Raw genomic sequence first — 25,896 nt, 5'->3', positions numbered from 1 at the left:
TCGAGCTAAACCATGTCTGCCTATATTGCCCCAAGCCAAATTGCCGAGCGACAACTGGCTTATTTCTCAGGAAAACACGTCGTCATCGCTGGTGAAGCGGAAGACCTTTTCCCTGTAGAACTTGCCGAACACTGTGAATCTGTCACCGTGTTTACTACTCATTATGGCTATGCGCGTAAGATGCAAGGTTACTCTAAGGTAACCACTGTATTTGGAGCGGAGTTCGATCAAGACACCCAAGCGGACATGGTGCTGCTGTACTGGCCAAAAGCGAAAGCAGAAGCTGAATTCTTACTTGCGATGCTAATGGCCAAGCTAGGTACAAATACTGAAATCGTTGTTGTGGGTGAAAATCGCTCGGGTATAAAAAGCATTGAAAAGATGTTCAAACCTTACGGCATCATCACTAAGTACGATTCTGCTCGTCGCTGTTCGTTCTATTGGGGTCAATGCACTCAAGAGGTGAAACCATTTAACCTCCAAGATTGGTTTAAGAGCTATCAAGTTGAATACCAAGGCCATCAACTAACGATTAAAAGCCTACCCGGCGTCTTTAGCCATGGAGAGTTCGATATCGGCAGTAAGTTGCTGCTCGATACCTTGCCGACACTGAAAGGTAAAGTGCTCGACTTTGGTTGCGGGGCTGGCGTCATTGGCAGCGTCATGGCAATACTCAACCCTGCAATTGAGCTAGAGATGTGCGACGTGAGCGCGCTTGCAGTAGAGTCAAGCAAAGCAACGCTAGCGGCTAATAATCTGCAAGGCCACGTATTCGCGACAGATGTATACTCTCAAGTATCATCAAACTATGAGTTCATCATCAGTAACCCACCTTTCCACTCAGGGTTAGATACCAGCTATAGCGCGACTGAAACGCTACTTGCTGACGCGCCAAAGTACCTTAATGCTGCAGGTCAGCTGATCATCGTGGCTAACAGCTTCCTCAAATACCCTCCGATCATTGAACAAGCATTTGGTAATTGTGAGACGCTAAATAAGACTAATAAATTTGTCATTTACCACGCGAGCAAATAACGTCACGCCCAGAATTAACGTCAATTCTGGGCGTTTTATACTCTCCCATCACTAAAACTGCGCCTCTATCCACGCTTTCCGTGCTACTTACTTGTCAAAGTAAAAAAACTCGTTAATTTTGTCATTTTAGGAATATCTACGTTTTTAACGGTAAGCAGTCCGCTTGCTGTATTTCACGGAAAGTCATACATCTAATATGTTCAAGTTGTACCGAAAGCAAAGGTTTAAGCGCCTGCAAAATACGCTCATGTTGGCGTTTTTGGTGCTGAGTATTACCCCTTTAACCATCACGGCACTGTTCTTCCTTCACTCACACAGTCAGGACTTGCAAGAGCAGAGTACCTCTCACCTAATCTCTGTTCGTGATAGTAAGCACCAGCAAATCGTCGATTATCTCGATGCGAAAGAGTCGGAAGTGATGGGTTTTGTCCGTTCTGAACTGGCTTATGCAAGTGGCGGTCGCTTTTATGGCCTCGTCAATGCGTTCCAAAGTTTAGGCTTAGACATCGAGCAAGCGCGCGAATATGCGCAAAAACGTTATCTTGAAGGCTCTGGCGATCAAATAAAAACCGCGATTTTGCCGCAATCTCAAGTTTACAATGGCACGGAACGTTATCGCTTATTGCACAAGCGTTACCACCGCGCTTATTTAGAGTTGCTTAAACGCTCTGATTTCGATGATATCTTGCTGGTCGATATCAACGGCAACGTCACCTATTCGATTTACAAACATGACAACTACGGTACCAACCTATTAACGGGCAAGTACCATGATGACAACTTAGGTAAAGCGTTTAAAACTTTGCATGACAAAGTGACTGCCACGCGCAAAACCAATGAAGAATATACGCCCGTTATTTTCTCTGACTTTGAAATGCAGCAAGGCAAATACGTGGCATGGTTAGGCGCGCCGATCATTCAACAAGGTCACTTACACAGCTACGCAATGTTCCGCCTACCAAACAACAGCCTAACGAAGCTAATCGCGGACAATAACCAAACTTGGGATATTAAGACTCTGTTAGTGGGCGCTGACTACAAGTTGCGAACCCTCGCCTACGAGCAACAGGATGTCGACAATAACCGCACCATTATTGAACGTGCATTTACATCCGATTCTGAAGTAGGCACTTACAAAAATGCTCTGGGCGAAGATACCATTGCTGCATATAGTCACATCAAAGAAAAAGGCATTAATTGGGCACTGGTGGTTGAAGTCCCTGAGAAACATGCCTTTGCGCGCGTGCAACAGCTGGAAACCGTCTTCGTGTTTGCGATGCTGTTTGCCATCATTTTGGTGGTCATCGCATCACACTATCTCTCCAACTTCATTACTGCTCCACTTCTTAAGCTGACATGGTCGGCTGAGAAAGCCTCTGCGGGCGATCTCAACGCGGAGATTAATACCGAACGTAAAGATGAAATCGGCCGTCTGGCCGTCAGCTTTGAACGTATGCAGCGTTCTATTCGTGAGAAGATTGAGCTGATCAAAAAGCAAAATGAAGAGCTTGAGAACAATCTAAAAGTCATTCAAAAACAGAATGATGAACTTCAGCTAGCCAATAAACTGAAAGATGACTTCTTAGCAACGACCTCGCATGAATTACGCACACCATTACACGGTATGGTCGGTATTGCTGAAGCATTAATATCAGGTGCGAGCGGGCCAATTACCGCTGATCATAAGTACCAACTCGACATCATTATTAGCAGCGGTCAACGCTTAACGACCTTGGTTGATGACCTACTCGACTACCATAAAATGCGTTATGGCAATTTGGATATAGAGCTCAGCGCAGTTGACCTTGCGAGTTCAACTCGATTGGTACTTGAACTGTCATCTCATCTATTGGGTAACAAGCCAATTCGCATCATTAACCAAGTTCCGGTCGAGGCTTTGTGGGTCGCAGCTGATCCACAGCGCCTTGAGCAGGTTCTATACAACCTTGTCGGCAATGCAATCAAGTACACCCGTGAAGGTAAGATTGTCATTTCCGCGTCCGTTGTAGATGACAACATTCGCGTACAAGTCGTGGATACAGGCCAAGGTATCCCTGCCGATCAACTGGAACACATCTTTGAGCCATTAATCCAAGCAGGTCAAGACTCAAGCCGTTACCGCCAAGGTGCGGGTTTAGGGTTATCAATCAGTCGCCAGTTGATTGAACTGATGGACGGTTCACTGTATGTCAGCAGTCAGCCGATGGTGGGTACTACCTTTAGCTTTACCCTGCCACTGGCTACAGAAGAGCAGATAGAGCAGGCCAGTCACTTAGACAGCTTGCATTTCAGAGCACCAGAAAACAATGAAACCGCAGAGCTACCTCCTGCAAGCTTGCCAGAAAACCCTGATGGCCCGCTGCTGTTGGTGGTGGATGACGAACCAGTCAACCTACGGGTGCTCGAAAGCTTCCTACGCCTCGCCGGTTACCAAGTGCGTACCGCTAAAGATGGCTACGAAGCACTGCAGAAAATTGAAGAGGAAAAACCTGAGTTATTGCTACTCGACATCATGATGCCGGGCATTAGTGGCTACCAAGTCTGTCAGACTCTGCGAGAAAGCTATGACCATACGCAACTACCTATCATCATGTTAACGGCCCTCAACCAGCCTGATGACCGAGTGCGCGGTTTTAACGCCGGCGCTAATGACTACCTGTCTAAGCCATTTAATAAGCAGGAGCTCGCAGCCCGTATCGTTGCACACCTAACCGCTAGCAAGGCCGAGCAGCGACGGGTTGAGAATCAACAGCTATTAATCGAGTTGAAAGAACGTGCCAACGTAGAAGCAAGCCTACTTGAAACACAAGGCCGATTACTAGAACAACTCGAATCTGCGCCTGAGGCCATCATCTGTATTCGTGAAGATGGACGTATCCGCTTTGCCAACGAAGCCGCTTCTCGTCTATTTAAGCGTTCGACAGAACAATTAAAACGCTCCAACGCAGAAGAAATCCTCGCACCACGCTTCCTTGATGTAGACCAAGATCACTTCTGTGGCAACGTTGATATTTATGTTGAAGACGTTCGCCAACACGTCTCTGCGGATATTCTCAAGTTACCACAGGCTTCAGGGCTTAAATCGATGTACATCTTCAATGTCGGTGGCGGCATCAATGCGGTAAGGATTAACAATCTAGAGACGGCGATCGAGGCGCTTTCAAGCTACGCATTTGACGGCGATAAAGGCAAGCTGCAGCAGTTAAAAGAGCTCGGTGGTGAGTTTACCCGCCTTGCAGATAAGGTCACCGGAGAATCTCAGTCTAAGCAAGAAATCATGCGTGAAGTATTGGTAGACGCCATGACAAGCGCGATCGATTACTGGGAGAGTGCGACGGGGCAAACTAAGTTCACCTTTGCCGAGCAAAGTGGCTTGTGGCGCGTTTACCTTGACCGCAGTACGCTACAAACACGTACATTGGATAAATACCTGCGTATTGAAACGCTACCAAAAACGCCGCGTTGGCGCACCGTGCTGAACTCATTAGATTACATCCTTGAGCATTGTAAGGAACCAACGTCACAACGTACTCATATTGAAGAGCAGCGTGATAAGTTACAGCATTTATTAACGAGCTAAACTCGCCTCCCTAGTTTAAAGGCCCGCACCAAATGCGGGCTTTTTTTTTTACTTCGAGATAATCATTCTCATTACAGTTTTTACACGTCGAAAAACAACTTCTCAAACCACGTTAAATCACTCATTTTTCATGCTTAAAAATCGCTGTAAAAAACGCTAAAAAAGCCCTATTGTGCATTTTTGAATCGATATTGAGAGGCCACTCACAACAATTCGGCAGTTTTAAATTAGCGTGAGAAAATAACCTCAAAACTGGCTAGTGATGAAGATCTCAGATAAAAACCAACCATTCAAACAACTTAAAAATCAAAACCCAAAAGGTAAGCGACCACTAACTTAAGCATTGTCACCACCGGATATATGCGACCTGGTTCAAAGTGTGTTTTTTAACCAAATTTGCGCAAAACCAACGTTAATTAACGTTATTGACGAGATGATGATATGTTTTGACGTTTTTAACGGGAATGCCAATTGCTAAACAATCGTTTTCGGTGTCTTCTAGCTATGCCTAAGGCCTACAGGCCACTCATGTTTACTAACTTTCCTCCGAAGTTTTTAAACGAGCATTGAGGTAGGCCTTAGAGGAGTGTTCATCAATTGATAACATTCGTATCCATAAGTGAAATGAAAGCAAATAGTAAGGAACAGCTATGCTTGCCAACATTAAAAAAACAGCACTAGCAACAGCAATTATCGCAACAGCTACAACTGGCTTTGCGTCAGTAGCAACTGCAGCTGAGAAAAGTGAACTAACGATCCACCCTAAAGAGTACACAACTTTCGTACGTAACTTTAACCCGTACCTAGGTGCTACTAACCTTCATACTACTCGTGACTTCATCTACGAGCCGTTAGTAGTATTCAATGAAATGCACGGTAACACTCCTGTATTCCGTCTAGCAGAGAACTTCACAATTGCTGACGACCTATTGAGCGTTACATTTGATCTACGTAAAGGCGTAACTTGGTCTGACGGTGAAGCATTCAACGCAGACGACGTTATGTACTCTTTCAACCTAGTTAAAGAGAAGCCTGAGCTAGACCAATCTGGTATCAACGCATGGGTAACTAAAGTTGAAAAACTTAACGACTACCAAGTTAAGTTCTACATCTCAGAAGCTAACTCAAACGCTCCTTACGAAATCGTTAAGGTTCCTGTAGTAGCAGAACACATCTGGGCTAAAGTGAAAGATCCAGCAACATTCATGAACGAGCAACCAGTAGGTACTGGCCCGTTCACTGAAATCGCTAACTTTACTCCACAACTATACCTTCAGTGTGCTAACCCTAAATACTGGGATGCTGATAACCTAGACGTTGATTGTCTACGCGTTCCTCAAATCGCGAACAACGACCAGTTCCTAGGTAAAGTTGTAAACGGCGAAATGGACTGGACTTCTTCGTTCATTCCTGACATCGACCGTACTTACGCAGCAGCAAGTCCTAACCACCAGTACTGGTACCCGCCATCAGGTACTCAGGCGTTTGTTGTTAACTTCAAACACCCAGATCCTGTTAAGAACGAAGTACTAACTAACGTTGACTTCCGTCGCGCGTTCTCAATGGCTCTTGACCGTCAAACTATCATCGACATCGCATTCTACGGTGGCGGTACAGTGAATGACTTCGCATCTGGTCTAGGTTACGCATTCAAACCTTGGTCTGATGAAGCGACTCACAACAAGTACAAAGGTTTCAACACGTACAACGTTGAAGGCGCTAAAGAACTTCTAGCGAAAGCTGGTTTCAAAGATGTAGATAAAGACGGTTTCGTTGATTCTCCATCTGGTAAGCCATTCGAGCTTCTAGTTCAATCTCCAAACGGCTGGACTGACTTCAACAACACAGTTCAACTTGCAGTTGAGCAACTAGCAGAAGTAGGCATCAAAGCGAAAGCACGTACTCCAGATTTCTCTGTGTACAACCAAGCGATGCTAGAAGCAACATATGACGTTGCTTACACTAACTACTTCCACGGTGCGGATCCACACCTATACTGGAACAGCGGCTACAACTCAGCGCTTCAGTCTGGTGACGGTATGCCACGTTTCGCAATGCACTACTACAAAAACGACAAGCTAGACAGCCTACTAAACAGCTTCTACAAAACTGCTGATAAAGCGGAGCAGATGGAAATCGCTCACGGTATTCAGAAGATCATTGCAGCTGACCAAGTAACTGTTCCAGTAATGTCTGGTGCATACATGTTCCAATACAACACAACTCGCTTTACTGGTTGGTGGAACGAAGAAAATCCTAAGGGTCGTCCAAACATTTGGGACGGTATCCCAGAGCGTCTACTTCACGTACTGGACCTAAAACCAGTTAAGTAATCGACGTTTAATCTTGCGGCGTACGTTCAGTACGCCGCTTAATCCCCCCACTCTCGTTAGTTTAGATATGGCGCTCGTCGTCAGGGGATTATCTACGCTCAATTTTGTAGTTCGCTAGGAGCGTCCTGAAACCAGGAACAGGGAAAATCTGGGTGTGTAAGGTGTAAGTTATGGGTTATTTTTTAAGACGTTTGTCATTTTATCTTGTCGCCCTTTTAGTTGCGGCAACACTAAACTTTATTATTCCGCGAGCGATGCCAGGTGACCCAGTTACCATGATGTTCGCGAATGCTTCAGTTCAGGTAACACCTGAACGTATCGCAGCAATGAAAGAACTACTAGGTTTCGTCGATGGCGGCCTATTTGTTCAGTACATTGCGTACATGAAAAATATTTTAAGCTGGGAACTGGGTACTTCGATTCAATTCTACCCTCTATCAGTAAACAAACTTCTAGGTGGTGCATTTGGTTGGTCACTATTCCTAGCAGGTACTGCTGTAATTATCTCGTTCTCGCTTGGTTCAATTCTTGGTATCTACGCTGCATGGAAACGCGGTAGCAAATACGATGCATTTGTTACTCCGGGCATGCTTGTTGTACAAGCCGTTCCTCAGGTAGTAATCGCGATGATCGCACTATTTACCTTTGCAATCGGCCTTAAATGGTTCCCAACTGGCTACGCATATACACCGGGCACCACGCCTGACTGGACAAGCTGGGAATTCATTAAAGACGTAAGTTACCACGCTGTACTCCCTCTATTCTGTGCAACTATCGTTCAGATTGGTGGTTTCCTAGTTAACATGCGTAACAACATGATTAACTTGCTAGCGGAAGACTACATCACCATGGCGAAGGGTAAAGGCCTTAACGAAAAACGTGTTGTATTCAACTACGCTGCACGTAACGCGATGCTTCCAAGTGTAACCGCGCTTTCAATGGCACTAGGCATGGCAATCGGTGGTCAGCTAATCATCGAAATCATCTTCAACTACCCAGGCCTAGGTTCAGTACTGTTCAACGCGATTAAAGCGCGTGACTACCAAGTACTTCAAGGTCAGCTACTAATCATGACTCTGTTCATGCTGTTCTTTAACCTACTAGCAGACATGCTATACGTTGTTCTAGACCCTCGCCTACGTAAGGGAGGCAAATAATCATGAAAGGTTTCCTAAAACTCATCGGTAATAACCCGATGGCACTTACGGGTAGTATTATCCTTGCTCTTTTCCTGTTCATTGCACTGTTTGCACCGTTTTTAGCAAAACATGCGCCAGACAAACGTACAGGTAACCCACATGAATACCCTGCGCCAGTCGTTAAACTAGCGCAAAGCAGCCCAGATGGTTGGGTAGCGACAAACCTTGCAGATGACCGCCGTACTCTGATTATGTCTAAAAAAGCAGATCACGTGATGGGTACAACACGTATGGGTCGTGACGTTTGGTCTCAATTCGTACACGGTGCTCGCGTATCGCTAGCAGTAGGTTTCGGTGCTGGTATCACAGTATGTTTCCTAGCAACCATCATTGGTATTTCAGCTGGTTACTTTGGCGGCAAAGTGGACGATGTGTTAACTGCAGCCATGAACATCATGCTGGTTATTCCGCAATATCCACTACTGTTTGTATTGGCAGCCTTCATCGGTGAGGCAGGGCCACTGACAATCTCCTTGATTATCGGCTTTACAGCCTGGGCATGGGGTGCTCGTGTAATACGCTCCCAAACACTTGCCCTACGTGAAAAAGAGTTTGTTAAAGCCGCTGAAGTTCTTGGTGAATCTTCATGGCGCATCATCTTCGTTGAAATCTTGCCAAACCTTATCCCTATCGTGGGTGCAAGTTTCATCGGCTCGGTTATGTACGCAATCATGATGGAAGCGACTATCTCGTTCCTAGGTCTAGGTGACCCGAACACAGTGAGCTGGGGCATCATGCTGTACAACGTACAAACGTCTTCTTCAATGCTAATTGGCGCATGGTGGGAACTACTAGCACCTTGTATGGCGCTGATTCTACTGATGACTGGTCTAGCTCTACTTAACTTCGCGGTTGATGAAATTGCTAACCCGCAGCTACGTTCTCACAAAGGTATGAAACGCTGGAAGAAACTTGCAGCGCAAGACAAAGAAGAACGTGAGCCTGAGCTACCACCACAAAATGCACTTTGGAGCGGAGATAAATAATCATGACTGCACCACTAATTTCTATCCGCAACCTTTGCGTTGACTACATTACAGAAGCGGGCGATGTCCGCGCCTGTAACAACGTAAGCTTTGATATTGCACCGGGCGAGGTCTTTGGCCTTGCCGGTGAGTCTGGCTGTGGTAAATCAACTGTAGCCTTCTCACTAATGCGTCTACATAAGCCGCCAGCGTTTATCACTGGTGGTGAGGTTATCTTCAATGGTGAAGATATCCTCAAATACAGCGACGAACGCATGCAAGCGTTCCGCTGGAGCGAGATGTCTATGGTGTTCCAGAGCGCGATGAACGCGCTCAACCCTGTACTGACTATGGAAGAGCAGTTCTGTGACGTAATTATGCGTCACACGAACATGACTCGTGAGCAAGCTCGTAAGCGTGCTGAAGGTCTACTTGAAATTGTAGATATTCACCCTAGCCGTCTGACTGACTACCCTCACCAATTCTCTGGTGGTATGCGTCAGCGCCTAGTTATCGCTATCGCGCTCGCTCTTAACCCGAAAATGATCATCATGGATGAACCAACTACAGCACTAGACGTAGTGGTTCAACGTGAAATCCTACAAAAGATCTACGCACTAAAAGAAGAGTTCGGTTTCTCGATTCTGTTTATTACTCACGACCTTTCATTGATGGTCGAGTTCTCAGACCGTATCGGCATTATGTACTCAGGTGAGTTGATCGAAGTTGCTCCGTCGAAGGAAATTTTAACTAGCCCATACCACCCTTACACCAAGGGCTTGGGTAGCTCATTCCCTCCACTGACTGGCCCAAAAACGAAACTTACTGGTATTCCGGGTAACCCATTAAACCTACTTGAAGTACCACAAGGTTGTCGTTTCCAAGCTCGTTGCGACCGTGTACATGAGAAATGTACTCAGGTGCAAACTCAGTTGAGACAGATTGAGCCAAATCGCTTCTCAAACTGCCACCTTTACGGTGAGCCAATTGCCCAGACCAAGATCTAGCAATGTCAAAAAATAAGCAAAAATAAAATTATTCTGGAGACAATTATGAGCAAAGATTTCGGCGAACTACTGGTTGAAGGTAAGAATCTTGTCAAAGATTTCCCTATCAACAGTAATGCCCTAAAACAACCAATGATGCGTGCGATCAATGACGTGTCATTCAAGATGTACAAAAGCCGTGGTTTAGCCGTAGTAGGTGAATCAGGCTCAGGTAAATCAACCACCGCTAAGATGATTGCAAAAATGTACGCGCCAACCTCAGGTACGATTGAGTACAAAGGCCGCGACATTCTAGACATCAACTCTAAAAGCGATTTGATGCACTACCGTGAAGGCGTGCAAATGGTTTGGCAAGACCCGTTTGGCTCGCTAAACCCTACGCACAACATTTTCCACCATATCGCACGTCCGCTTCTTATTCACAAGAAGATCAAACCGGGCAATAAGAAGGAACTTGAAGAGCGTGTGTACGACCTACTTGAACAAGTTGGTCTGATTCCACCAAAAGAAACTGCACAGAAATTCCCTCACCAGTTATCTGGTGGTCAGCGTCAGCGTGTAAACCTTGCACGTAACATCGCGGTAGGTGCAGAAGTCGTATTGGCGGACGAACCAACCTCAATGCTAGACGTATCGATTCGTGCAGGTGTTCTTAACCTGATGGAAGAGATGAAGTTTGAGAAGCAAATGTCTCTACTTTACATCACGCACGATATCGCGACAGCTCGTTACATTGCAGAAGACCTAGCGGTTATGTATGTGGGCCACATGGTTGAATGGGGTGATACTGAAGAGATCATTCACGATCCTCAACACCCATATACGCAGCTATTGGTTTCTGCGGTACCGGATCCAAGTAAATCGATCCACGAGAAGTTGAAAGGTAACAAGGGTGAAATCCCTCTTTGGACACCAGAATCAGCAGGTTGTCCATTTGCAGGTCGTTGTCAGCAAGCATCCGACAAATGTCGTGAACGCCTACCAGGCGTAACACAGTTGTCTGACAACCACTTTGTACGCTGTTACCTATACGAAAACTAAGCAACAACGAGCCAAGAGAGGTCTCTTGGCTCAATCTCTTTCCTTACAGCTACAGACAGATTTTTTGCGGAGATATCAATGCTGCTAATCACTAACCATATTGGTTACGAATCCCTTGGGCCTAAGCAGGCTATTTTGATGACCAAGAAGCCACGCTTGTCTACATCCACTGCCTTACTGGTGTGTGCGGATAGTCATCAAACTGTAGCGACATTAGATGTCGAGAAAGGCACTAAAGTCGCCAACTGGCACCAAGGGTATTTTTTTCGCATTGATTTTTCTGTTTTTAACACGCAGGGCAATTACTACCTAAGAGTCGACAATGTTCGCTCAGATGAGTTTGAAATCGGTAGCGGCGTTCTAATGCAACAGACTTTCTCTGATGTGTTGCACTACTTCAAATCACAGCGCTGTGGTGGCATCTTCGATAAGCAAGATCGCCAAGCGCCATTGCTAGGTAGCGATCAAACCGCTGACGTTCATGGCGGTTGGTATGACGCTTCTGGCGACGTAAGCAAATACTTAAGCCACCTCTCTTACGCCAATTACCTCAACCCGCAACAAATCCCGATGGTGGTTTGGAACATGCTAAAAGGGTTAGAGCTACTGGGTGAGAATGAAAAATTCGCTAAATATTCACAAGTTCGCCTGACAGAAGAAGCACTATTTGGCGCAGACTTCTTGGTACGCATGCAAAACCAAGCTGGCTTCTTCTACATGACCGTATTCGACAAATGGTCGAAAGACATTAATCAACGCGAAATCTGCGCTTACGCAACTCAAGACGGTCATAAATCTGATGATTACCAAGCAGCCTTCCGCCAAGGTGGCGGTGTATCAATTGCAGCTTTAGCTTCAGCAGCTCGCCTAGATGTGAGCGGAGAGTTCTCTAGTGCAGACTACTTACAAGCGGCAGAAACTGGCTACTGGCACTTACAAGAAAACAACTCTCAATACCTCAATGATGGAGAAGAAAACATCATTGATGAGTACTGCGCATTGCTTGCAGCTGTAGAGCTGTACCGCACAACGCAAGATGAAAAATATCTTATTGAATCTCGTCGCTGGGCAGATCGTCTAGCGGCTCGTCAAACCTCAGATTCTGAGGTAGCACATTACTGGGCAGCCAATACTGATGGCTCTCGTCCATACTTCCACGCAGCAGAAGCAGGCTTACCTGTTATTGCTTTGTGTGAATACCTCTCGATTGAAAGTGATCGTGAGGCTTATCAAGCAACCAAACAAGTTGTCGCTCAAGCGATCGACTTTGAGCTCACTATCACCAATAACGCTGCGAACCCATTTGGCTACCCACGTCAATACGTCAAACCCGTTAACGGGGAAAAACGTGAGGCGTTCTTCGTCGCTCACGACAACGAGTCAGGTTATTGGTGGCAGGGTGAAAACGCACGTTTAGGCTCTTTGGCAAGCATGGCTTACCTAGCTCAAAATCACACCAAAGATGGCGAGCAGCAAAAACAGCTCGCGCAGTTTGCTCAAAACGCTTTGAACTGGATTGTCGGTCATAACCCTTACAACATGTGTATGTTGGATGGTTTCGGCCAAAACAACCCTGATTATTTACCTCACTTAGGCTTCTTTAATGCCAAAGGTGGTGTTTGCAACGGTATTACAGGCGGATTTGAGGACGAGGAAGACATTGCCTTCAACCCTCCGGGCCAGAAAGATGATATGTTGCAGAACTGGCGATGGGGTGAGCAATGGATCCCTCATGGAGCGTGGTATTTGCTCGCGATCATCTGTCAATTCAATCACTTTGACAGCTTAGAGGACTAATCCCATGACTCTGTACCGAATTGGTATCGACGGTGGCGGCACATCTTGCCGCGCACGCATCCGCGACGAACAAAACAACCTTATTGGCGAAGCAAAAAGCGGCAGCGCCAACATTATGCTGGGCGCCGAAGTTGCAATGGCATCCATTGTAGAAGCCATTACTGAAGCCGCGAAACAAGGCGGGCTAACCGAACAAGATTTTGCCAATATGCACGTAGGCCTGGCTCTAGCAGGCGCTGAGCACAAAGGTTCATGGCAAAAATTCATGGCGCTTTCCCATCCATTTGCTTCGATGACACTTAATACCGATGCCTATGGTGCATGTATTGGTGCACACAATGGCGATGATGGCGCAATCATGATTGGCGGCACAGGCTCATGTGGCATCTACCTTGAAGGTGGTCAGCAACATGTTGTCGGCGGTCGTGAATTTCCAATTTCAGATCAAGGTGGCGGCGCCGTCATGGGCCTTCGCCTTATTCAGCAAGTTTTGCTGGCTTACGATGGCATTGTAGAGAAAACCCCACTTGCAGCGCACGTTCTTAATCATTTTGATAATGATGTCGATGCGATTGTTGAGTGGTCTAAAGGCGCAATCCCTAAAGATTACGGACAGTTCTCTCCCGCTATTTTCCAACACGCTTACCAAGGTGACCCTTTAGCAATTTCAATGCTGAAGCAAACTGCGGCAGATATCGAGATGTTCCTCATTGCCTTGAATAAGAAAGGTGCTACACGCATCTGTCTAATGGGTAGCATCGCAGAACGCATTCAAGATTGGCTCTCCCCTCCAGTACAACAATGGATCGTAAAACCTCAATTCGATGCAATTGAAGGTGCGATTATGTTTGCTGGTAAGCCAGAGCATAATCTGTATTAAGGATTTGTAGATATGAGCTATCGCGTTGACCTAACCGTTCTCTCAGAACAAAAACAGCATTGCCGTTTTGGTATAACGCTTCACAACCTTTCAGACCAAGATCTGGTTGATTGGAAACTGCAGTTTATTATCGATCGTTATATTCTTCCCGATAGCTTTACTCATGGTGAAATTAAGCAAGTGGGTAGCTTTTGCACCGTCACACCGGATGTAGAAGTTCTCCCTGCTAACCAACACTTCTACTGTGAATTTAGCATCAACACCGCTCCATTACGCTTCTATACCGATGGCTTTAAAGACGCGCTCGTGATTGAGCATGATGATGTGAAGCACCCAGTGAGCATTACACCAATTGCACTCGCTTCGCCTTACCGACAGCGCAGTGAAGTCCCTGAAGTGGATGGAGCGGAATTATCACTCATTCCTCGCCCGAATAAGGTGGTGGCATTTGATGGTCACTATGTACTGACGCCAACAAGCCAGATTACTCTGCAAGCCACGCTAGCAGAGAAAGCAGCGACTTGGCTGCAAACCGAACTAAAAAGTCTTTACAATTTCGAAGCAAGCCCAATTGGCCACAGCGATATTCTATTTCGTAACAACCCAACCCTAGACGAAGGTGAGTATTCACTCACCGTTTCAAACAGTGGTATTCGACTTGAAGCGGGTTCTCATGCTGGTTTTGTCCATGCGAGTGCAACCTTAATTCAACTGGTTGTAAAGACAGAGCAAGACAACACGTTGCGCATACCTTACATAAAGGTGACCGATGCTCCGCGCTTTAAGTACCGCGGCATGATGTTGGATTGTGCTCGTCATTTCCACCCACTAGAGCGCGTCAAACGCCTTATCAACCATTTGGCGCACTACAAATTTAACCAGTTCCATTGGCATCTAACCGATGATGAAGGCTGGCGCTTAGAGATCAAGGCTTACCCAGAGCTGACTGAAATCGGTTCCGAACGCGGTCCAGGTAAACTACTCGAACCTCAATTCAGTAGCTTAAACACGGTCCACAAAGGTTACTACAGCCAAGATGAAGTGCGCGAAGTCATCGCTTACGCTGAAGAACGCGGCATTACCATCATCCCTGAAATTGATATTCCGGGTCACTGCCGTGCGGCACTAAAAGCGCTGCCTCACCTGTTACTTGATGAAGCAGACCAATCTCAGTACCGCAGTATTCAACACTACACCGACAACGTTATTTCTCCGTCGTTAGTGGGTACTTACGAGTTCCTCGATAAAGTACTGACAGAGGTAGCTCAATTATTCCCATCACCTTGGGTACACATCGGTGCGGACGAAGTACCTGATGGTGTGTGGGTAAATAGCCCAAGTTGCCAAGCCTTGATGGAAAACCACGGTTACCAAAACAGCAAAGAGCTGCAAGGACATCTACTGCGTTACGCAGAAAAGCGCCTACAGCTTTTAGGCAAACGTATGGTGGGTTGGGAAGAAGCTCAGCACGGTAACAAGGTAAGCAAAGATACCGTTATCTATTCATGGCTAAGTGAAGAAGCAGCACTCAACTGTGCTAGCCAAGGTTTTGATGTGATTTTGCAACCTGCGCAATCGACCTACTTAGATATGACACAAGACTACTCACCAGACGAGCCGGGAGTAGATTGGGCGGCGGTCATTCCTTTAGAAAATGCTTATCGCTACGAACCTCTGCAAGAAGTTCCAGAAAGCGACCCAATTCGTAAACGAATTCTCGGCATTCAATGCGCGCTTTGGTGTGAAATTATCACCACCCAAGAGCGTATGGATTACATGATGTTCCCACGCTTAACGGCAATGTCTGAAGCGTGTTGGACCAACAAGTCCCAGCGTAACTGGGAAGATTATTTATCACGTTTGAAAGGCCACTTCCCTCTGCTAGATCTTCAAGAGGTGAAATACCGTCATCCGTGGAAATCGAAACAATCAACAAACAATTAGTTTTTCTAGCTTAAAAATTTAACCACCTTAGAGTGGCTTGGTAAAAAGGAAATTAAGATGAAATACGGCTATTTCGATAATGACAATCGTGAATATGTCATCACACGCCCAGACGTGCCTGCACCATGGACGAACTACTTGGGCACAGAAAAATTCTGTACTGTTATCTCTCATAACGCGGGCGGTTACTCGTTCTACAACTCACCTGAGTACAACCGCGTGACTAAGTTCCGTCCGAACGCGACATTCGATCGCCCAGGACACTACGTTTACCTACGTGATGATGAGACGGGTGATTACTGGTCAATCTCATGGCAACCAGTTGCAAAAAGCCTAGACGAAGCAAACTACGAAGTTCGTCATGGCTTGTCTTACTCTAAGTTCAAGTGTGAGTACAGCGGCATCACTGCAACTAAGACTCTGTTCGTACCGAAAGGTGAAGATGCAGAAATCTGGGATGTTGTGATTAAGAACACTTCAGACAAACCTCGTACTATCAGTGCGTTCTCTTTTGTTGAGTTCTCATTCAGCCACATTCAATCTGACAACCAGAACCACCAGATGTCTCTATACTCTGCGGGTACTGAGTACAAAGATGGTGTGATTGAATACGACCTGTACTACAACACCAACGATTTCGAAGGTTTCTACTACCTAGCATCTACATTTGACCCAGATTCATACGACGGTCAACGCGACAGCTTCCTTGGCTTATACCGTGATGAAGCAAACCCACTAGCAGTAGAGCAAGGTAAGTGTTTCAACACGGCGCAAACTTGTTACAACCACTGTGGTTCGCTACATAAGCAATTCACAATTCAACCGGGTGAAGAAGTACGCTTTGCTTACATCCTAGGTATTGGTAAAGGTAACGGTGAGCGTCTACGTACTAAGTACCAAGACCTTGCTAACGTTGATGCGGCATTTGCTGGCATTAAAGAACACTGGAACGAGCGTTGTGACAAGTTCCAAGTGAAATCACCAAACGAAGGCCTAGACACCATGATCAACGCTTGGACGCTTTACCAAGCAGAAACCTGTGTGGTTTGGTCTCGCTTTGCATCATTCATCGAGGTAGGCGGCCGTACTGGTCTTGGCTACCGCGATACTGCACAAGACGCAATCTCAGTACCACACGCGAACCCAGCGATGACGCGCAAGCGTATTGTTGACCTACTGCGTGGTCAGGTTAAAGCGGGTTACGGTCTACACCTATTCGATCCAGATTGGTTCGATCCAGAGAAAGCAGACGTTGAGCCGTCTAAGTCACCAACGGTTGTACCTACTCCTTCAGATGACGACAAGATCCACGGTATTGAAGATACCTGTTCTGATGACCACCTATGGCTAGTACCTACCATCTGTAAATACGTAATGGAAACCGGTGAGCACAAGTTCTTTGATGAAGTGATTCCATACGCAGACGGCGGCGACGCTAGCGTTTACGATCACATGAAAGCAGCTCTAGACTTCTCTGCTGAATACGTTGGTCAAACCGGTATCTGTAAAGGCCTTCGTGCTGACTGGAACGACTGTCTAAACCTAGGCGGTGGTGAGTCTTCAATGGTGTCATTCCTACACTTCTGGGCTCTGCAAGAGTTCATCGACCTAGCGAAGTTCCTAGGTAAGCAAGAAGACGTAGAGAAATACACTGAAATGGCAGCGAACGTGCGTGAAGCATGTGAAACGCACCTATGGGATGACGAAGGCGGTTGGTACATCCGTGGCCTAACTAAAAATGGCGACAAGATCGGTACAGCACAACAAGCTGAAGGTCGTGTACACCTTGAGTCAAACACACTAGCGGTTCTTTCTGGTGCGGTTTCTCAAGAGCGCGGTGAAAAAGCGATGGACGCGGTTGATGAGAACCTGTTCTCTGAATACGGTCTACACCTAAACTCACCATCATTTGCAACGCCAAACGATGATATCGGTTTTGTTACTCGCGTTTACCAAGGCGTGAAAGAGAACGGAGCAATCTTCTCTCACCCGAACCCATGGGCATGGGTAGCAGAAGCAAAACTAGGCCGTGGTGACCGTGCAATGAAGTTCTACGATGCACTAAACCCATACAACCAAAACGACATCATTGAAAAGCGTGTGGCTGAACCATACTCATACGTTCAGTTCATTATGGGTCGTGACCACCAAGACCATGGTCGTGCAAACCACCCATGGCTAACGGGTACTTCTGGTTGGGCTTACTTTGCGGTGACGAACTTCATTCTAGGTGTTCGTACTGGCTTCGATGGTCTAACTATTGACCCATGTATCCCAACTGACTGGCCTGGTTTCGAGGTAACTCGTCAATGGCTAGGCGCAACTTACAACATCAAGGTACAAAACCCTGACTCAGTAAGTAAAGGCGTTAAATCTATCACGGTTAACGGTGAGCAAATCACTGGCGCTTCTGTCCCTGTACAAGCAGAAGGCAGCGTAAACGAAGTTATCGTTACTCTAGGCTAATCGTCATGGGCAACCAGCAATGGTTGCCCTCTTTCCCCGAGGAATTCCCCCATGATTCAATTTGGTACGGGCGGCTGGCGCGCCTTTATTGGTGAAGAGTTCACTAAAGATAACGTTCGTCTTGTCGCACAAGCACTGGCAAACATCATCAACCAAGAATCGGTAGCAGACAAAGGCTTTGTTATTGGTTACGACCGTCGATTCTTATCTGACAAAGCAGGTCGTTGGTTCTCTGAAGTACTGGCTGCCAATGGCGTAACCGTTAGCTTCATCGACAAGTTTGTTCCAACACCGATTGTCATGTTCAAAGCAAAAGAGATGGGCTGTGCTTACTCTGCGTGTATTACAGCTTCTCACAACCCTGCGGATTACAACGGCGTAAAAATCTTCATTGAAGGTGGCCGTGATGCCGATGAAGTGATCACCAAGAAAGTAGAAGAGCAAATCGCTCAGCTTTCTCAAGATCAAGTTAAGAGCGTTGAATTTGAGCAAGCAGTGACAGACAAGTTGATCTTACCGATCAACCCAATGAACGAGTTCGTTGATTCGATCATCAATGCTATCGATATTGAAGCGATCAAAAAAGCCAACCTTCGCGTTCTGATCGATCCAATGTTTGGCGTAGCGAAAAACGCGCTGCAAACGGTATTGATCAATGGTCGCTGTGACGTTGACGTAATCAACGATGGTAAAAACCCTGATTTTGGTGGCCTAATGCCATCACCAAGCGCTGCAACGCTTTACCGTCTAAAACACCTAGTCGCAGCTGAAGGCTACGACATCGGTATCGGTACCGATGGCGATGCTGACCGCCTAGGTATTATCGATGAGAAAGGTAACTTCATTCACCCGAACGAAGTGCTGATCCTACTTTACTACTACTTGCTTGAATACAAAGGCTGGAAAGGCTCAGTAGTACGCAACATTGCTACAACTCATATTCTTGACAAGATTGCCGCTGATCACGGCGAGAAGAGCTTTGAGGTGCCTGTAGGCTTTAAGCACATCAGTTCACAAATGGAAGCGGATGATTCACTCATCGGTGGTGAAAGCTCTGGTGGTCTTACAATCCGTGGACACATCAAGGGTAAAGATGGGGTGTTTGCTTCAAGCCTATTAGTAGAAATGATTTCAGTAACTGGTAAGAAACTGTCTGACCTATTGGATGAAATTTATACCAAGTACGGCTACGCCTACACAGCTGAAGGTGATTGCACCTTCAAGCCTGCGCAAAAAGAGACGCTTTACAATAAGATTTACGTAGAAAAACAGCTACCTGAGTTTGACTATGAAATCGAAAAAGTGAGCTATGAAGATGGCGCAAAAGTTTACTTTAAGAATGGTGGCTGGGTCATCGCCCGCTTCTCTGGTACAGAACCGTTACTGCGTATCTTCGCAGAAATGGAAGACCAACCAACCGCTGAGAAGGTTGTAGAACAAGTAAAAGCTTTCCTTAAACTATAACTTTACCAAGCACCTACACCCTATAGGTGAAGAGCATTTGCCCGGCTTATACGCCGGGCTTTTTTTAGCTAAAACGCAAGCACACCTTGGGTTTCAACTTTTACTGATACCGCCTGACCAATCTCTAACGGCTCAGAAGAACTGGCAAGTAAGTGGCTACCATTGGCGTTAATCACATAGCGACAATGATCACCCATGAACTGCTGCTCAGTGACATACACACTGCTCTCTTCCGCCGCGCTGATTTGCACATGTTGCGGTCTCAGTAACAACTCACAACTGGCATTAAAGTCTATCGCTTGCTGAGCATGCGCTTCAATTACACCTAATTCAGTATCATACTCGCTCTCTGACATGCGCTTAGCGACCAAATAACTGCCGCCACCAAGAAAATCCGCAACAAACTTACTTGATGGCTGATAATACAGCTCGCTAGCCGTGCCATATTGCTCGATCACCCCGCGGTTCATGACCGCCATCTTATCAGCAAACGCGAATGCCTCTTCACGACTGTGAGTCACGAATATAGCTGTCACGCCTTGTTGTTTAAAGATACTGCGGATCTGAGCAATCAGCTCATGTCGCACCTGAGTATCAATATTCGAAAACGGTTCATCCAACAGCAACAAGTCAGGCTTGTAAGCCAACGAACGTGCTATCGCCACACGTTGCTGCTGACCACCTGAAAGCTGATGCGGGTAACGATCGCCAAATTCAGATAAATGAACTAACTCAAGCATCTCTTTAACTTTACTCTCGCGCTCACTCGGTGATGCGGAGCGCAAACCAAAGCCAACATTTTGCTCAACCGTCAAATGAGGGAACAAAGCATAGTCTTGAAAGATCATGCCGATATTACGCTGCTCTGGTGGTAACCAGTTTTTACCATCATCAATGGTCATGCAGTTCAAACTCATTGAGCCAGAGCTGAGCGGAAGCAAGCCAGCAATGGCTTTCAGTAATGTTGTTTTACCACAACCACTGGCACCTAATAGACAGACAATTTCGCCTTGTTCTACTTGTAGTGAGAGGTCTTCAAGAACCGTAGTCTGCTCATCGTATTTGCAGGTTAAATTGTTGATTGATAATGCGCAGCTCATTAATGCACCTGCTCCAAAGATCGGTTAACCAATACCAGTGGAATTAAGCCCACCAGCACTAACAATACAGCGGGCATTGCCGCCAGTTCTAAATGCTCATCTGAAGCAAAGTTATACACGTAAGTTGCCAATGTTTCGAAGTTGAATGGGCGCAGCAGCAATGCAGCATTAAGCTCTTTCATTGACTCGATAAACACCAATAAACCCGCAATCAACGCACCACGACGAATCAAAGGTAGATGCACCTTAAACAACATCATATTAGGTTTGCAGCCCATAGTTCTAGCTGCCATATCGAGTGAAGGGGGAACTTTACTTAAACTGCTTTCAATACTGCCAATAGCTACTGCGGAAAAGCGCACCACCATAGCAAAAATAATCGCAAACATAGTGTCAGATAAAAACAGTCCCGGAGGCGTTCCTCCCATGGCTTTCACGGTATCATTCACCAAATGTTCGATTACAGAATTAGAGCCCAAGACACCAATCGCCAATACTGTTCCCGGTACTGCGTATCCCAGCGATGAAAAACGCATAAACCCAAGCGCAAGACGATCTGAACGAAGCCGATAGAAAAAATTAACGACTAAAGCGATTGAAACTGCAATTAATGCCGAAATAATAGATACATAAAGGCTGTTCACTGCAAACTCTTGAAACTCAGGCGTCCAGCTTTGAGCAAAATACTTGTAACCATAAATACAAAGTTGACCAAGCGGGAAAATAAACGCTATTGCGACTAAGCCCCAACACCAAGTCAATGCTAACCATTTTTTCCAGCCTTTCAGCTCATAACGAAAATCTTCTCGACTACTGAACTGATTTTGAAATAGCTTTTGTCGACGGCGGCTGTAACGCTCAGCAGATAGCAGTAAAACTAAGAACATCAGCATAATACTTGAGATCTTCGCTGCAGCTGGTAAGTCATTATAGCCATACCAAGTATCGTAAACCGCTGTGGTCAGCGTATTAACCGAGAAATAGCTTACCGTGCCAAAGTCCCCAACCGTTTCCATCGCCACAAGCGATAAGCCCACCGCAATCGCAGGGCGTGCTAGCGGTAAAGAGATACGGAAAAAACTCTGCCAAGGCGAGCACTTAAGCAACCTAGCTGACTGGAGTAACGACACGTTCTGCTCCATAAAAGCAGCACGACATAGCAAATAGACGTATGGATACAACACCAAGGATAAAACGGTAATCGCACCGCCTAGTGTACGAATATCAGGAAACCAATACTCTCTCGCCTGCCAACCAGTGAGATCACGTAATAAGACCTGTACAGGGCCAGCAAAATCAAACCAATCGGTAAAAATATAACCCACAATGTAGCCAGGCATGGCGAGAGGCAAAACCAAAGCCCATTGCAACACACGTTCGGAAGGGAGACGACACATGGCCATCAGCCATGCAGACGGGACGCCTAGAATCAATGACAACAGCAAAACACCCGCAACCAAAGCAATCGTGTTAAAGATATAGGTTGGCATGACGGTGTTCATTAAGTGAGTAAACAGCTGCTCTGTATCCTCACCGAAAGCGGTAATAAATATCGCTAATATAGGCAAAACCAGCAGCAGAGCCACTGCTCCACTGCTGGTTTTCCAGAAATTATTCTTTTCTTTCATATCTAGTCTGTGAGATATACAAGATGTAAATGCGCTTACAAATACATCTCATATACCTTTTAGAGGTTAAGGTGTTGTTATACCTCTAGACTAGATTAAAGGTCAAATTTCACTTCATCTAGAAGTTTAATTGCCGCAGCGTGGTAATTTGCGATTTCATCTAGAGAGATGTCATCAGCTTTGAACTCACCCCAAGAAGCAACTAGCTCAGATGGTTTAACACCTGGCTTAACTGGGTATTCGTAGTTTACTTCAGCGTACATGCCTTGAGCTTGGTCGCCAGCTAGGAATTCCATCAGCTTAACTGCGTTGTCTTTGTTTGGAGAGTACTTAGCCATCGCCATACCAGAGATGTTTACGTGCGTACCTGTTGTCTTCTGGTTAGGGAAGTTGATGTAAACAGAATCAGCCCAAGCTTTTTGCTCAGCGTCGTTTACCATCTTACCTAAGTAGTAGCTGTTACCAAGAGAAACGTCACATAGACCTTCTTTGATCGCTTTAACTTGTGCACGGTCGTTGCCTTGAGGCTTACGAGCTAGGTTTGCTTTTACGCCTTCTAGCCATGCTTTAGTTTCAGCTTCGCCTTTATGAGCAATCATAGAAGAGATTAGAGAAACGTTGTATGGGTGCTTACCGCTACGAGTACAGATTTTACCTTTGAACTCAGGCTTAGCTAGGTCAGCGTAAGTGAAGTCTTCACCTAGTTTACCTACTCGGTCGCGAGAAGAATAAACACTACGAGTACGAGTTGTTAGCGCAAACCACTCGTTGCCATCATCTTGAAGCTGAGCTGGGATGTTTTTCTCTAGCACTTCGCTATCTACTTTTTGAACTAGACCTTGTTTAGTCAGTTCCGCTAGACGGCTGATGTCTACCGTTAGGATTACGTCCGCAGGGCTGTACTCGCCTTCTTGAGCTAGCTTCTCAGCCAGACCTTTTTTCGCGAACTTAACGTTAACTTTAATGCCTGTCTCTTTAGTGAACTCGTTGAACATTGGCTCAACTAGGAAAGGTTGACGGTAAGAGTATACGTTCACTTCTTCAGCAGCCATTGCTGTCGGGGCTAAAGTAGTACATGCAAGTGCTGAAAGTGTTAGCAGCTTTTTCATAGTGTTAATCCTTTACTTTCTAAATGATAATTTTTATCAGTCGCGTTATTATATTCATGTGCTTCGGGAAAACAATTCTTAAAAATGAAAAACCTGCCTCGGAGGGCAGGTTTATTGAGTTGAAATATTGTAACCGTTTATGTCTTTTGAATATAAACAGCGCTTTGCTTATTATTTCACCGTCACAAATTCAGGGTACGCACCGACACCGCAATCATGCATGTCCATACCTTCCAGCTCTTCATCTTCTGATACGCGGATGCCTATTGTGGCTTTTAACACGCCCCATACCACTAAGCTTGCTAGGAATACCCAGCCAAAGATGACGGCTGCGCCAAGCAGCTGAGTCGCAAAACTTGCATCACTGTTGCTTAGTGGAACAACCATTAGACCAAACAGACCGCACACACCGTGCACTGAAATCGCGCCCACAGGATCGTCAATCTTAAGCTTATCTAGGCCAATGATGCTAAATACCACAAGCGCACCTGACACTGCACCAATTGACACTGCGTACACTGGAGAAGGTGATAATGGATCAGCGGTAATGGCTACAAGGCCAGCCAGAGCGCCGTTCAAAATCATGGTTAAATCCGCTTTGCCCCAAGTGGTTTTACATACCAGTAGTGCTGCAATCGCACCTGCCGCCGCTGCTGCATTAGTATTTAGGAAGATTTGACCTACCGCAGTCGCATTCTCGAAGTCAGACACCATGAGCTGAGAGCCGCCATTAAAGCCGAACCAGCCAAACCAAAGAATAAAAGTACCTAAGGTTGCAAGTGGCATGTTTGAACCCGGAATTGGGTAGATTTCACCATTTTTACCGTATTTGCCCTTACGAGCGCCTAGTAACAATACGCCAGCTAGTGCCGCGGCAGCGCCTGCCATGTGTACGATACCTGAGCCTGCAAAGTCACTGAATCCAGCCTCTGAAAGGAAGCCGCCGCCCCAAGTCCAGTAGCCTTCCACTGGGTAAATAAAGGCAGTTAAAACTGCGGAGAAGATAAGGAAAGACCAAAGCTTCATACGTTCCGCCACCGCACCTGATACTACAGACATGGCTGTAGCCACGAATACGACTTGGAAGAAGAAGTCAGACTCGAGAGAGTGATCCGCCCCTTCGGCTTGCGTGCCAATGAGCGCCCCAAATGAAGGAAGCCAGCTGCCTTCTGCGTTATCGACATACATAATGTTGTAACCCACCACTAAGTACATGGTGCACGCTATCGCGTATAAACAGACGTTTTTAGTTAAAATTTCGGTGGTGTTTTTCGAGCGTACCAAGCCCGCTTCTAGCATGGCAAAACCTGCCGCCATCCACATTACCAACGCACCAGAAATGAGGAAGAAAAAGGTGTCGAGTGCGTAACGAAGTTCAGATACTGTTGATGCTAATTCCATGAGATATCTCCAATCCTTGAGAGTTAAAGTGCTTCTGCGTCCATTTCGCCAGTACGAATACGTACCGCTTGGCTTAGGTCATACACAAAGATCTTTCCATCACCGATTTTTCCGGTATGAGCCGCTTTGCTGACAGCCTCGATCACACGGTCAACGTTTTCAGCCTGCGTGGCGATCTCCAGTTTCACCTTTGGCAAGAAGTCCACTTGGTACTCTGCTCCACGATAGAGCTCGGTGTGGCCTTTTTGGCGACCAAATCCTTTTACTTCTGATACGGTCATCCCTTCGATACCCACATCAGCTAGTGCTTCACGTACATCATCCAATTTGAATGGTTTGATTATGGCGTTGATTAGTTTCATTGCGTCCTCTCTCAAAGCTCTCGTTGTTTTCTCCTTACAATCCAAGTGGCGTGCCAGCTTTATAAGTCATTGTTTTATAAAGAATGTGGTTATTTTCAATCAAACTTGCACAAAAAAAGCGCACCAACCTGGTGCGCTTATTCCCAACTTTAAAGCATTCAATGAGCTTTGCTCATTGATGGTGCTAAAAACGTTTTACGAAAGCCTGCCATTGCTCTAGCAGATCAACAAAATCTTCCATTCCGCAACTTGCGGTGCTCTCGCTTTGGTACAGATCAAACTCACTATCCGCTTCGAGTTCATTATCATGAGAGAGAACATTCTCTTCAATGACCACTTCATCGCCACATACAATTAATGAGATTTCGCGGCCAATGCGTTTATACTCTTGTACTGCGTTTTGCTTAGCTTGATCTAACAAATCAAACACTTGAGCAATAGCGTCTGCATCTGTACCTAATTCTTCCTGAACCCAACGTCCCACGATTTCATGCCCCATCGAGCAATGGCAATAGTAATTGCCTTCTAAGGTGTTCTTTTTAAATTCGTAGTCCATCTTTTTCTCTACGGATGTGTTTTCTCGGT

Annotated in this window: 18 protein-coding genes; 12 read left to right on the top strand and 6 right to left on the bottom strand. The window is 46.0% G+C overall.

Annotation, left to right across the window (positions count from 1 at the left end):
- Positions 1-12 precede the first annotated feature (12 nt).
- The 12 genes from rsmC to OH461_RS09700 all read left to right on the top strand — a co-directional run bounded on the left by rsmC (position 13) and on the right by OH461_RS09700 (position 19,711).
- On the top strand, positions 13-1,035 hold the full coding sequence (gene rsmC, locus OH461_RS09755) for a 16S rRNA (guanine(1207)-N(2))-methyltransferase RsmC (protein ID WP_270020432.1): 1,023 nt from the start codon (positions 13-15) through the stop codon (positions 1,033-1,035).
- A 196-nt stretch (positions 1,036-1,231) separates the two neighbouring features.
- Positions 1,232-4,615 (top strand): hybrid sensor histidine kinase/response regulator, encoded by a 3,384-nt coding sequence (locus tag OH461_RS09750; RefSeq protein ID WP_270020431.1) that lies wholly within the window; start codon positions 1,232-1,234, stop codon positions 4,613-4,615.
- Between the two features lie 650 nt (positions 4,616-5,265).
- The gene (locus OH461_RS09745; RefSeq protein WP_270020430.1) at positions 5,266-6,948 is read left to right on the top strand and encodes an ABC transporter substrate-binding protein; all 1,683 of its coding nucleotides are present in this window, start codon (positions 5,266-5,268) and stop codon (positions 6,946-6,948) included.
- 170 nt (positions 6,949-7,118) lie between these two features.
- Positions 7,119-8,105 (top strand): ABC transporter permease, encoded by a 987-nt coding sequence (locus OH461_RS09740; protein ID WP_260259868.1) that lies wholly within the window; start codon positions 7,119-7,121, stop codon positions 8,103-8,105.
- Between the two features lie 2 nt (positions 8,106-8,107).
- Complete coding sequence (locus tag OH461_RS09735; RefSeq protein WP_260259869.1) at positions 8,108-9,133, top strand: ABC transporter permease; 1,026 nt, start codon at positions 8,108-8,110, stop codon at positions 9,131-9,133.
- 2 nt (positions 9,134-9,135) lie between these two features.
- Positions 9,136-10,119 carry an ABC transporter ATP-binding protein gene (locus tag OH461_RS09730; protein ID WP_260259870.1) on the top strand — a complete coding sequence of 328 codons (984 nt, stop codon included), beginning with the start codon at positions 9,136-9,138 and terminating at the stop codon, positions 10,117-10,119.
- 45 nt (positions 10,120-10,164) lie between these two features.
- Complete coding sequence (locus tag OH461_RS09725; protein WP_270020429.1) at positions 10,165-11,160, top strand: ABC transporter ATP-binding protein; 996 nt, start codon at positions 10,165-10,167, stop codon at positions 11,158-11,160.
- Between the two features lie 78 nt (positions 11,161-11,238).
- The gene (locus OH461_RS09720) at positions 11,239-12,957 is read left to right on the top strand and encodes a glycoside hydrolase family 9 protein (protein ID WP_270020428.1); all 1,719 of its coding nucleotides are present in this window, start codon (positions 11,239-11,241) and stop codon (positions 12,955-12,957) included.
- 4 nt (positions 12,958-12,961) lie between these two features.
- Positions 12,962-13,837 carry an N-acetylglucosamine kinase gene (locus tag OH461_RS09715; protein ID WP_270020427.1) on the top strand — a complete coding sequence of 292 codons (876 nt, stop codon included), beginning with the start codon at positions 12,962-12,964 and terminating at the stop codon, positions 13,835-13,837.
- Between the two features lie 12 nt (positions 13,838-13,849).
- Positions 13,850-15,781, top strand: coding sequence for a beta-N-acetylhexosaminidase (locus OH461_RS09710; protein ID WP_270020426.1), 1,932 nt, complete (start codon positions 13,850-13,852; stop codon positions 15,779-15,781).
- Positions 15,782-15,838: 57 nt separating this feature from the next.
- Positions 15,839-18,247, top strand: a complete 2,409-nt coding sequence (locus OH461_RS09705; RefSeq protein WP_270020425.1) for a GH36-type glycosyl hydrolase domain-containing protein — start codon at positions 15,839-15,841, stop codon at positions 18,245-18,247.
- 51 nt (positions 18,248-18,298) lie between these two features.
- Positions 18,299-19,711, top strand: a complete 1,413-nt coding sequence (locus tag OH461_RS09700) for a phosphoglucomutase/phosphomannomutase family protein (RefSeq protein ID WP_270020424.1) — start codon at positions 18,299-18,301, stop codon at positions 19,709-19,711.
- Between the two features lie 68 nt (positions 19,712-19,779).
- Here OH461_RS09700 and OH461_RS09695 read toward each other — a convergent pair whose 3' ends face one another.
- From OH461_RS09695 to OH461_RS09670, 6 genes are all read right to left on the bottom strand, one after another.
- Positions 19,780-20,811 carry an ABC transporter ATP-binding protein gene (locus OH461_RS09695; RefSeq protein ID WP_270020423.1) on the bottom strand — a complete coding sequence of 344 codons (1,032 nt, stop codon included), beginning with the start codon at positions 20,809-20,811 and terminating at the stop codon, positions 19,780-19,782.
- Positions 20,811-22,439 carry an ABC transporter permease gene (locus OH461_RS09690; protein ID WP_270020422.1) on the bottom strand — a complete coding sequence of 543 codons (1,629 nt, stop codon included), beginning with the start codon at positions 22,437-22,439 and terminating at the stop codon, positions 20,811-20,813. The genes OH461_RS09695 and OH461_RS09690 overlap by 1 nt, the downstream gene beginning before the upstream one ends.
- 95 nt (positions 22,440-22,534) lie before the next feature.
- Positions 22,535-23,548 (bottom strand): Fe(3+) ABC transporter substrate-binding protein, encoded by a 1,014-nt coding sequence (locus OH461_RS09685; protein ID WP_270020421.1) that lies wholly within the window; start codon positions 23,546-23,548, stop codon positions 22,535-22,537.
- A gap of 171 nt (positions 23,549-23,719) precedes the next feature.
- Positions 23,720-24,949 (bottom strand): ammonium transporter, encoded by a 1,230-nt coding sequence (locus tag OH461_RS09680; protein ID WP_270020420.1) that lies wholly within the window; start codon positions 24,947-24,949, stop codon positions 23,720-23,722.
- 23 nt (positions 24,950-24,972) lie between these two features.
- Positions 24,973-25,311 carry a P-II family nitrogen regulator gene (gene glnK, locus OH461_RS09675; RefSeq protein WP_004742633.1) on the bottom strand — a complete coding sequence of 113 codons (339 nt, stop codon included), beginning with the start codon at positions 25,309-25,311 and terminating at the stop codon, positions 24,973-24,975.
- Positions 25,312-25,495: 184 nt separating this feature from the next.
- Positions 25,496-25,867 (bottom strand): YacL family protein, encoded by a 372-nt coding sequence (locus tag OH461_RS09670; RefSeq protein ID WP_270020419.1) that lies wholly within the window; start codon positions 25,865-25,867, stop codon positions 25,496-25,498.
- Positions 25,868-25,896 lie beyond the last annotated feature (29 nt).

The organism is Vibrio sp. LaRot3 (genome assembly GCF_027587025.1).
Lineage (GTDB): Bacteria > Pseudomonadota > Gammaproteobacteria > Enterobacterales > Vibrionaceae > Vibrio.
This window is presented reverse-complemented; position numbering and strand designations above follow the sequence as displayed.

Bases quoted from the DNA above. Each gene is read 5' to 3' on its own strand.
- rsmC (WP_270020432.1), top strand. From the start codon at position 13: ATGTCTGCCTATATTGCCCCAAGCCAAATTGCCGAGCGACAACTGGCT.
- OH461_RS09750 (WP_270020431.1), top strand. From the start codon at position 1,232: ATGTTCAAGTTGTACCGAAAGCAAAGGTTTAAGCGCCTGCAAAATACG.
- OH461_RS09745 (WP_270020430.1), top strand. From the start codon at position 5,266: ATGCTTGCCAACATTAAAAAAACAGCACTAGCAACAGCAATTATCGCA.
- OH461_RS09740 (WP_260259868.1), top strand. From the start codon at position 7,119: ATGGGTTATTTTTTAAGACGTTTGTCATTTTATCTTGTCGCCCTTTTA.
- OH461_RS09735 (WP_260259869.1), top strand. From the start codon at position 8,108: ATGAAAGGTTTCCTAAAACTCATCGGTAATAACCCGATGGCACTTACG.
- OH461_RS09730 (WP_260259870.1), top strand. From the start codon at position 9,136: ATGACTGCACCACTAATTTCTATCCGCAACCTTTGCGTTGACTACATT.
- OH461_RS09725 (WP_270020429.1), top strand. From the start codon at position 10,165: ATGAGCAAAGATTTCGGCGAACTACTGGTTGAAGGTAAGAATCTTGTC.
- OH461_RS09720 (WP_270020428.1), top strand. From the start codon at position 11,239: ATGCTGCTAATCACTAACCATATTGGTTACGAATCCCTTGGGCCTAAG.
- OH461_RS09715 (WP_270020427.1), top strand. From the start codon at position 12,962: ATGACTCTGTACCGAATTGGTATCGACGGTGGCGGCACATCTTGCCGC.
- OH461_RS09710 (WP_270020426.1), top strand. From the start codon at position 13,850: ATGAGCTATCGCGTTGACCTAACCGTTCTCTCAGAACAAAAACAGCAT.
- OH461_RS09705 (WP_270020425.1), top strand. From the start codon at position 15,839: ATGAAATACGGCTATTTCGATAATGACAATCGTGAATATGTCATCACA.
- OH461_RS09700 (WP_270020424.1), top strand. From the start codon at position 18,299: ATGATTCAATTTGGTACGGGCGGCTGGCGCGCCTTTATTGGTGAAGAG.
- OH461_RS09695 (WP_270020423.1), bottom strand. From the start codon at position 20,811: ATGAGCTGCGCATTATCAATCAACAATTTAACCTGCAAATACGATGAG.
- OH461_RS09690 (WP_270020422.1), bottom strand. From the start codon at position 22,439: ATGAAAGAAAAGAATAATTTCTGGAAAACCAGCAGTGGAGCAGTGGCT.
- OH461_RS09685 (WP_270020421.1), bottom strand. From the start codon at position 23,548: ATGAAAAAGCTGCTAACACTTTCAGCACTTGCATGTACTACTTTAGCC.
- OH461_RS09680 (WP_270020420.1), bottom strand. From the start codon at position 24,949: ATGGAATTAGCATCAACAGTATCTGAACTTCGTTACGCACTCGACACC.
- glnK (WP_004742633.1), bottom strand. From the start codon at position 25,311: ATGAAACTAATCAACGCCATAATCAAACCATTCAAATTGGATGATGTA.
- OH461_RS09670 (WP_270020419.1), bottom strand. From the start codon at position 25,867: ATGGACTACGAATTTAAAAAGAACACCTTAGAAGGCAATTACTATTGC.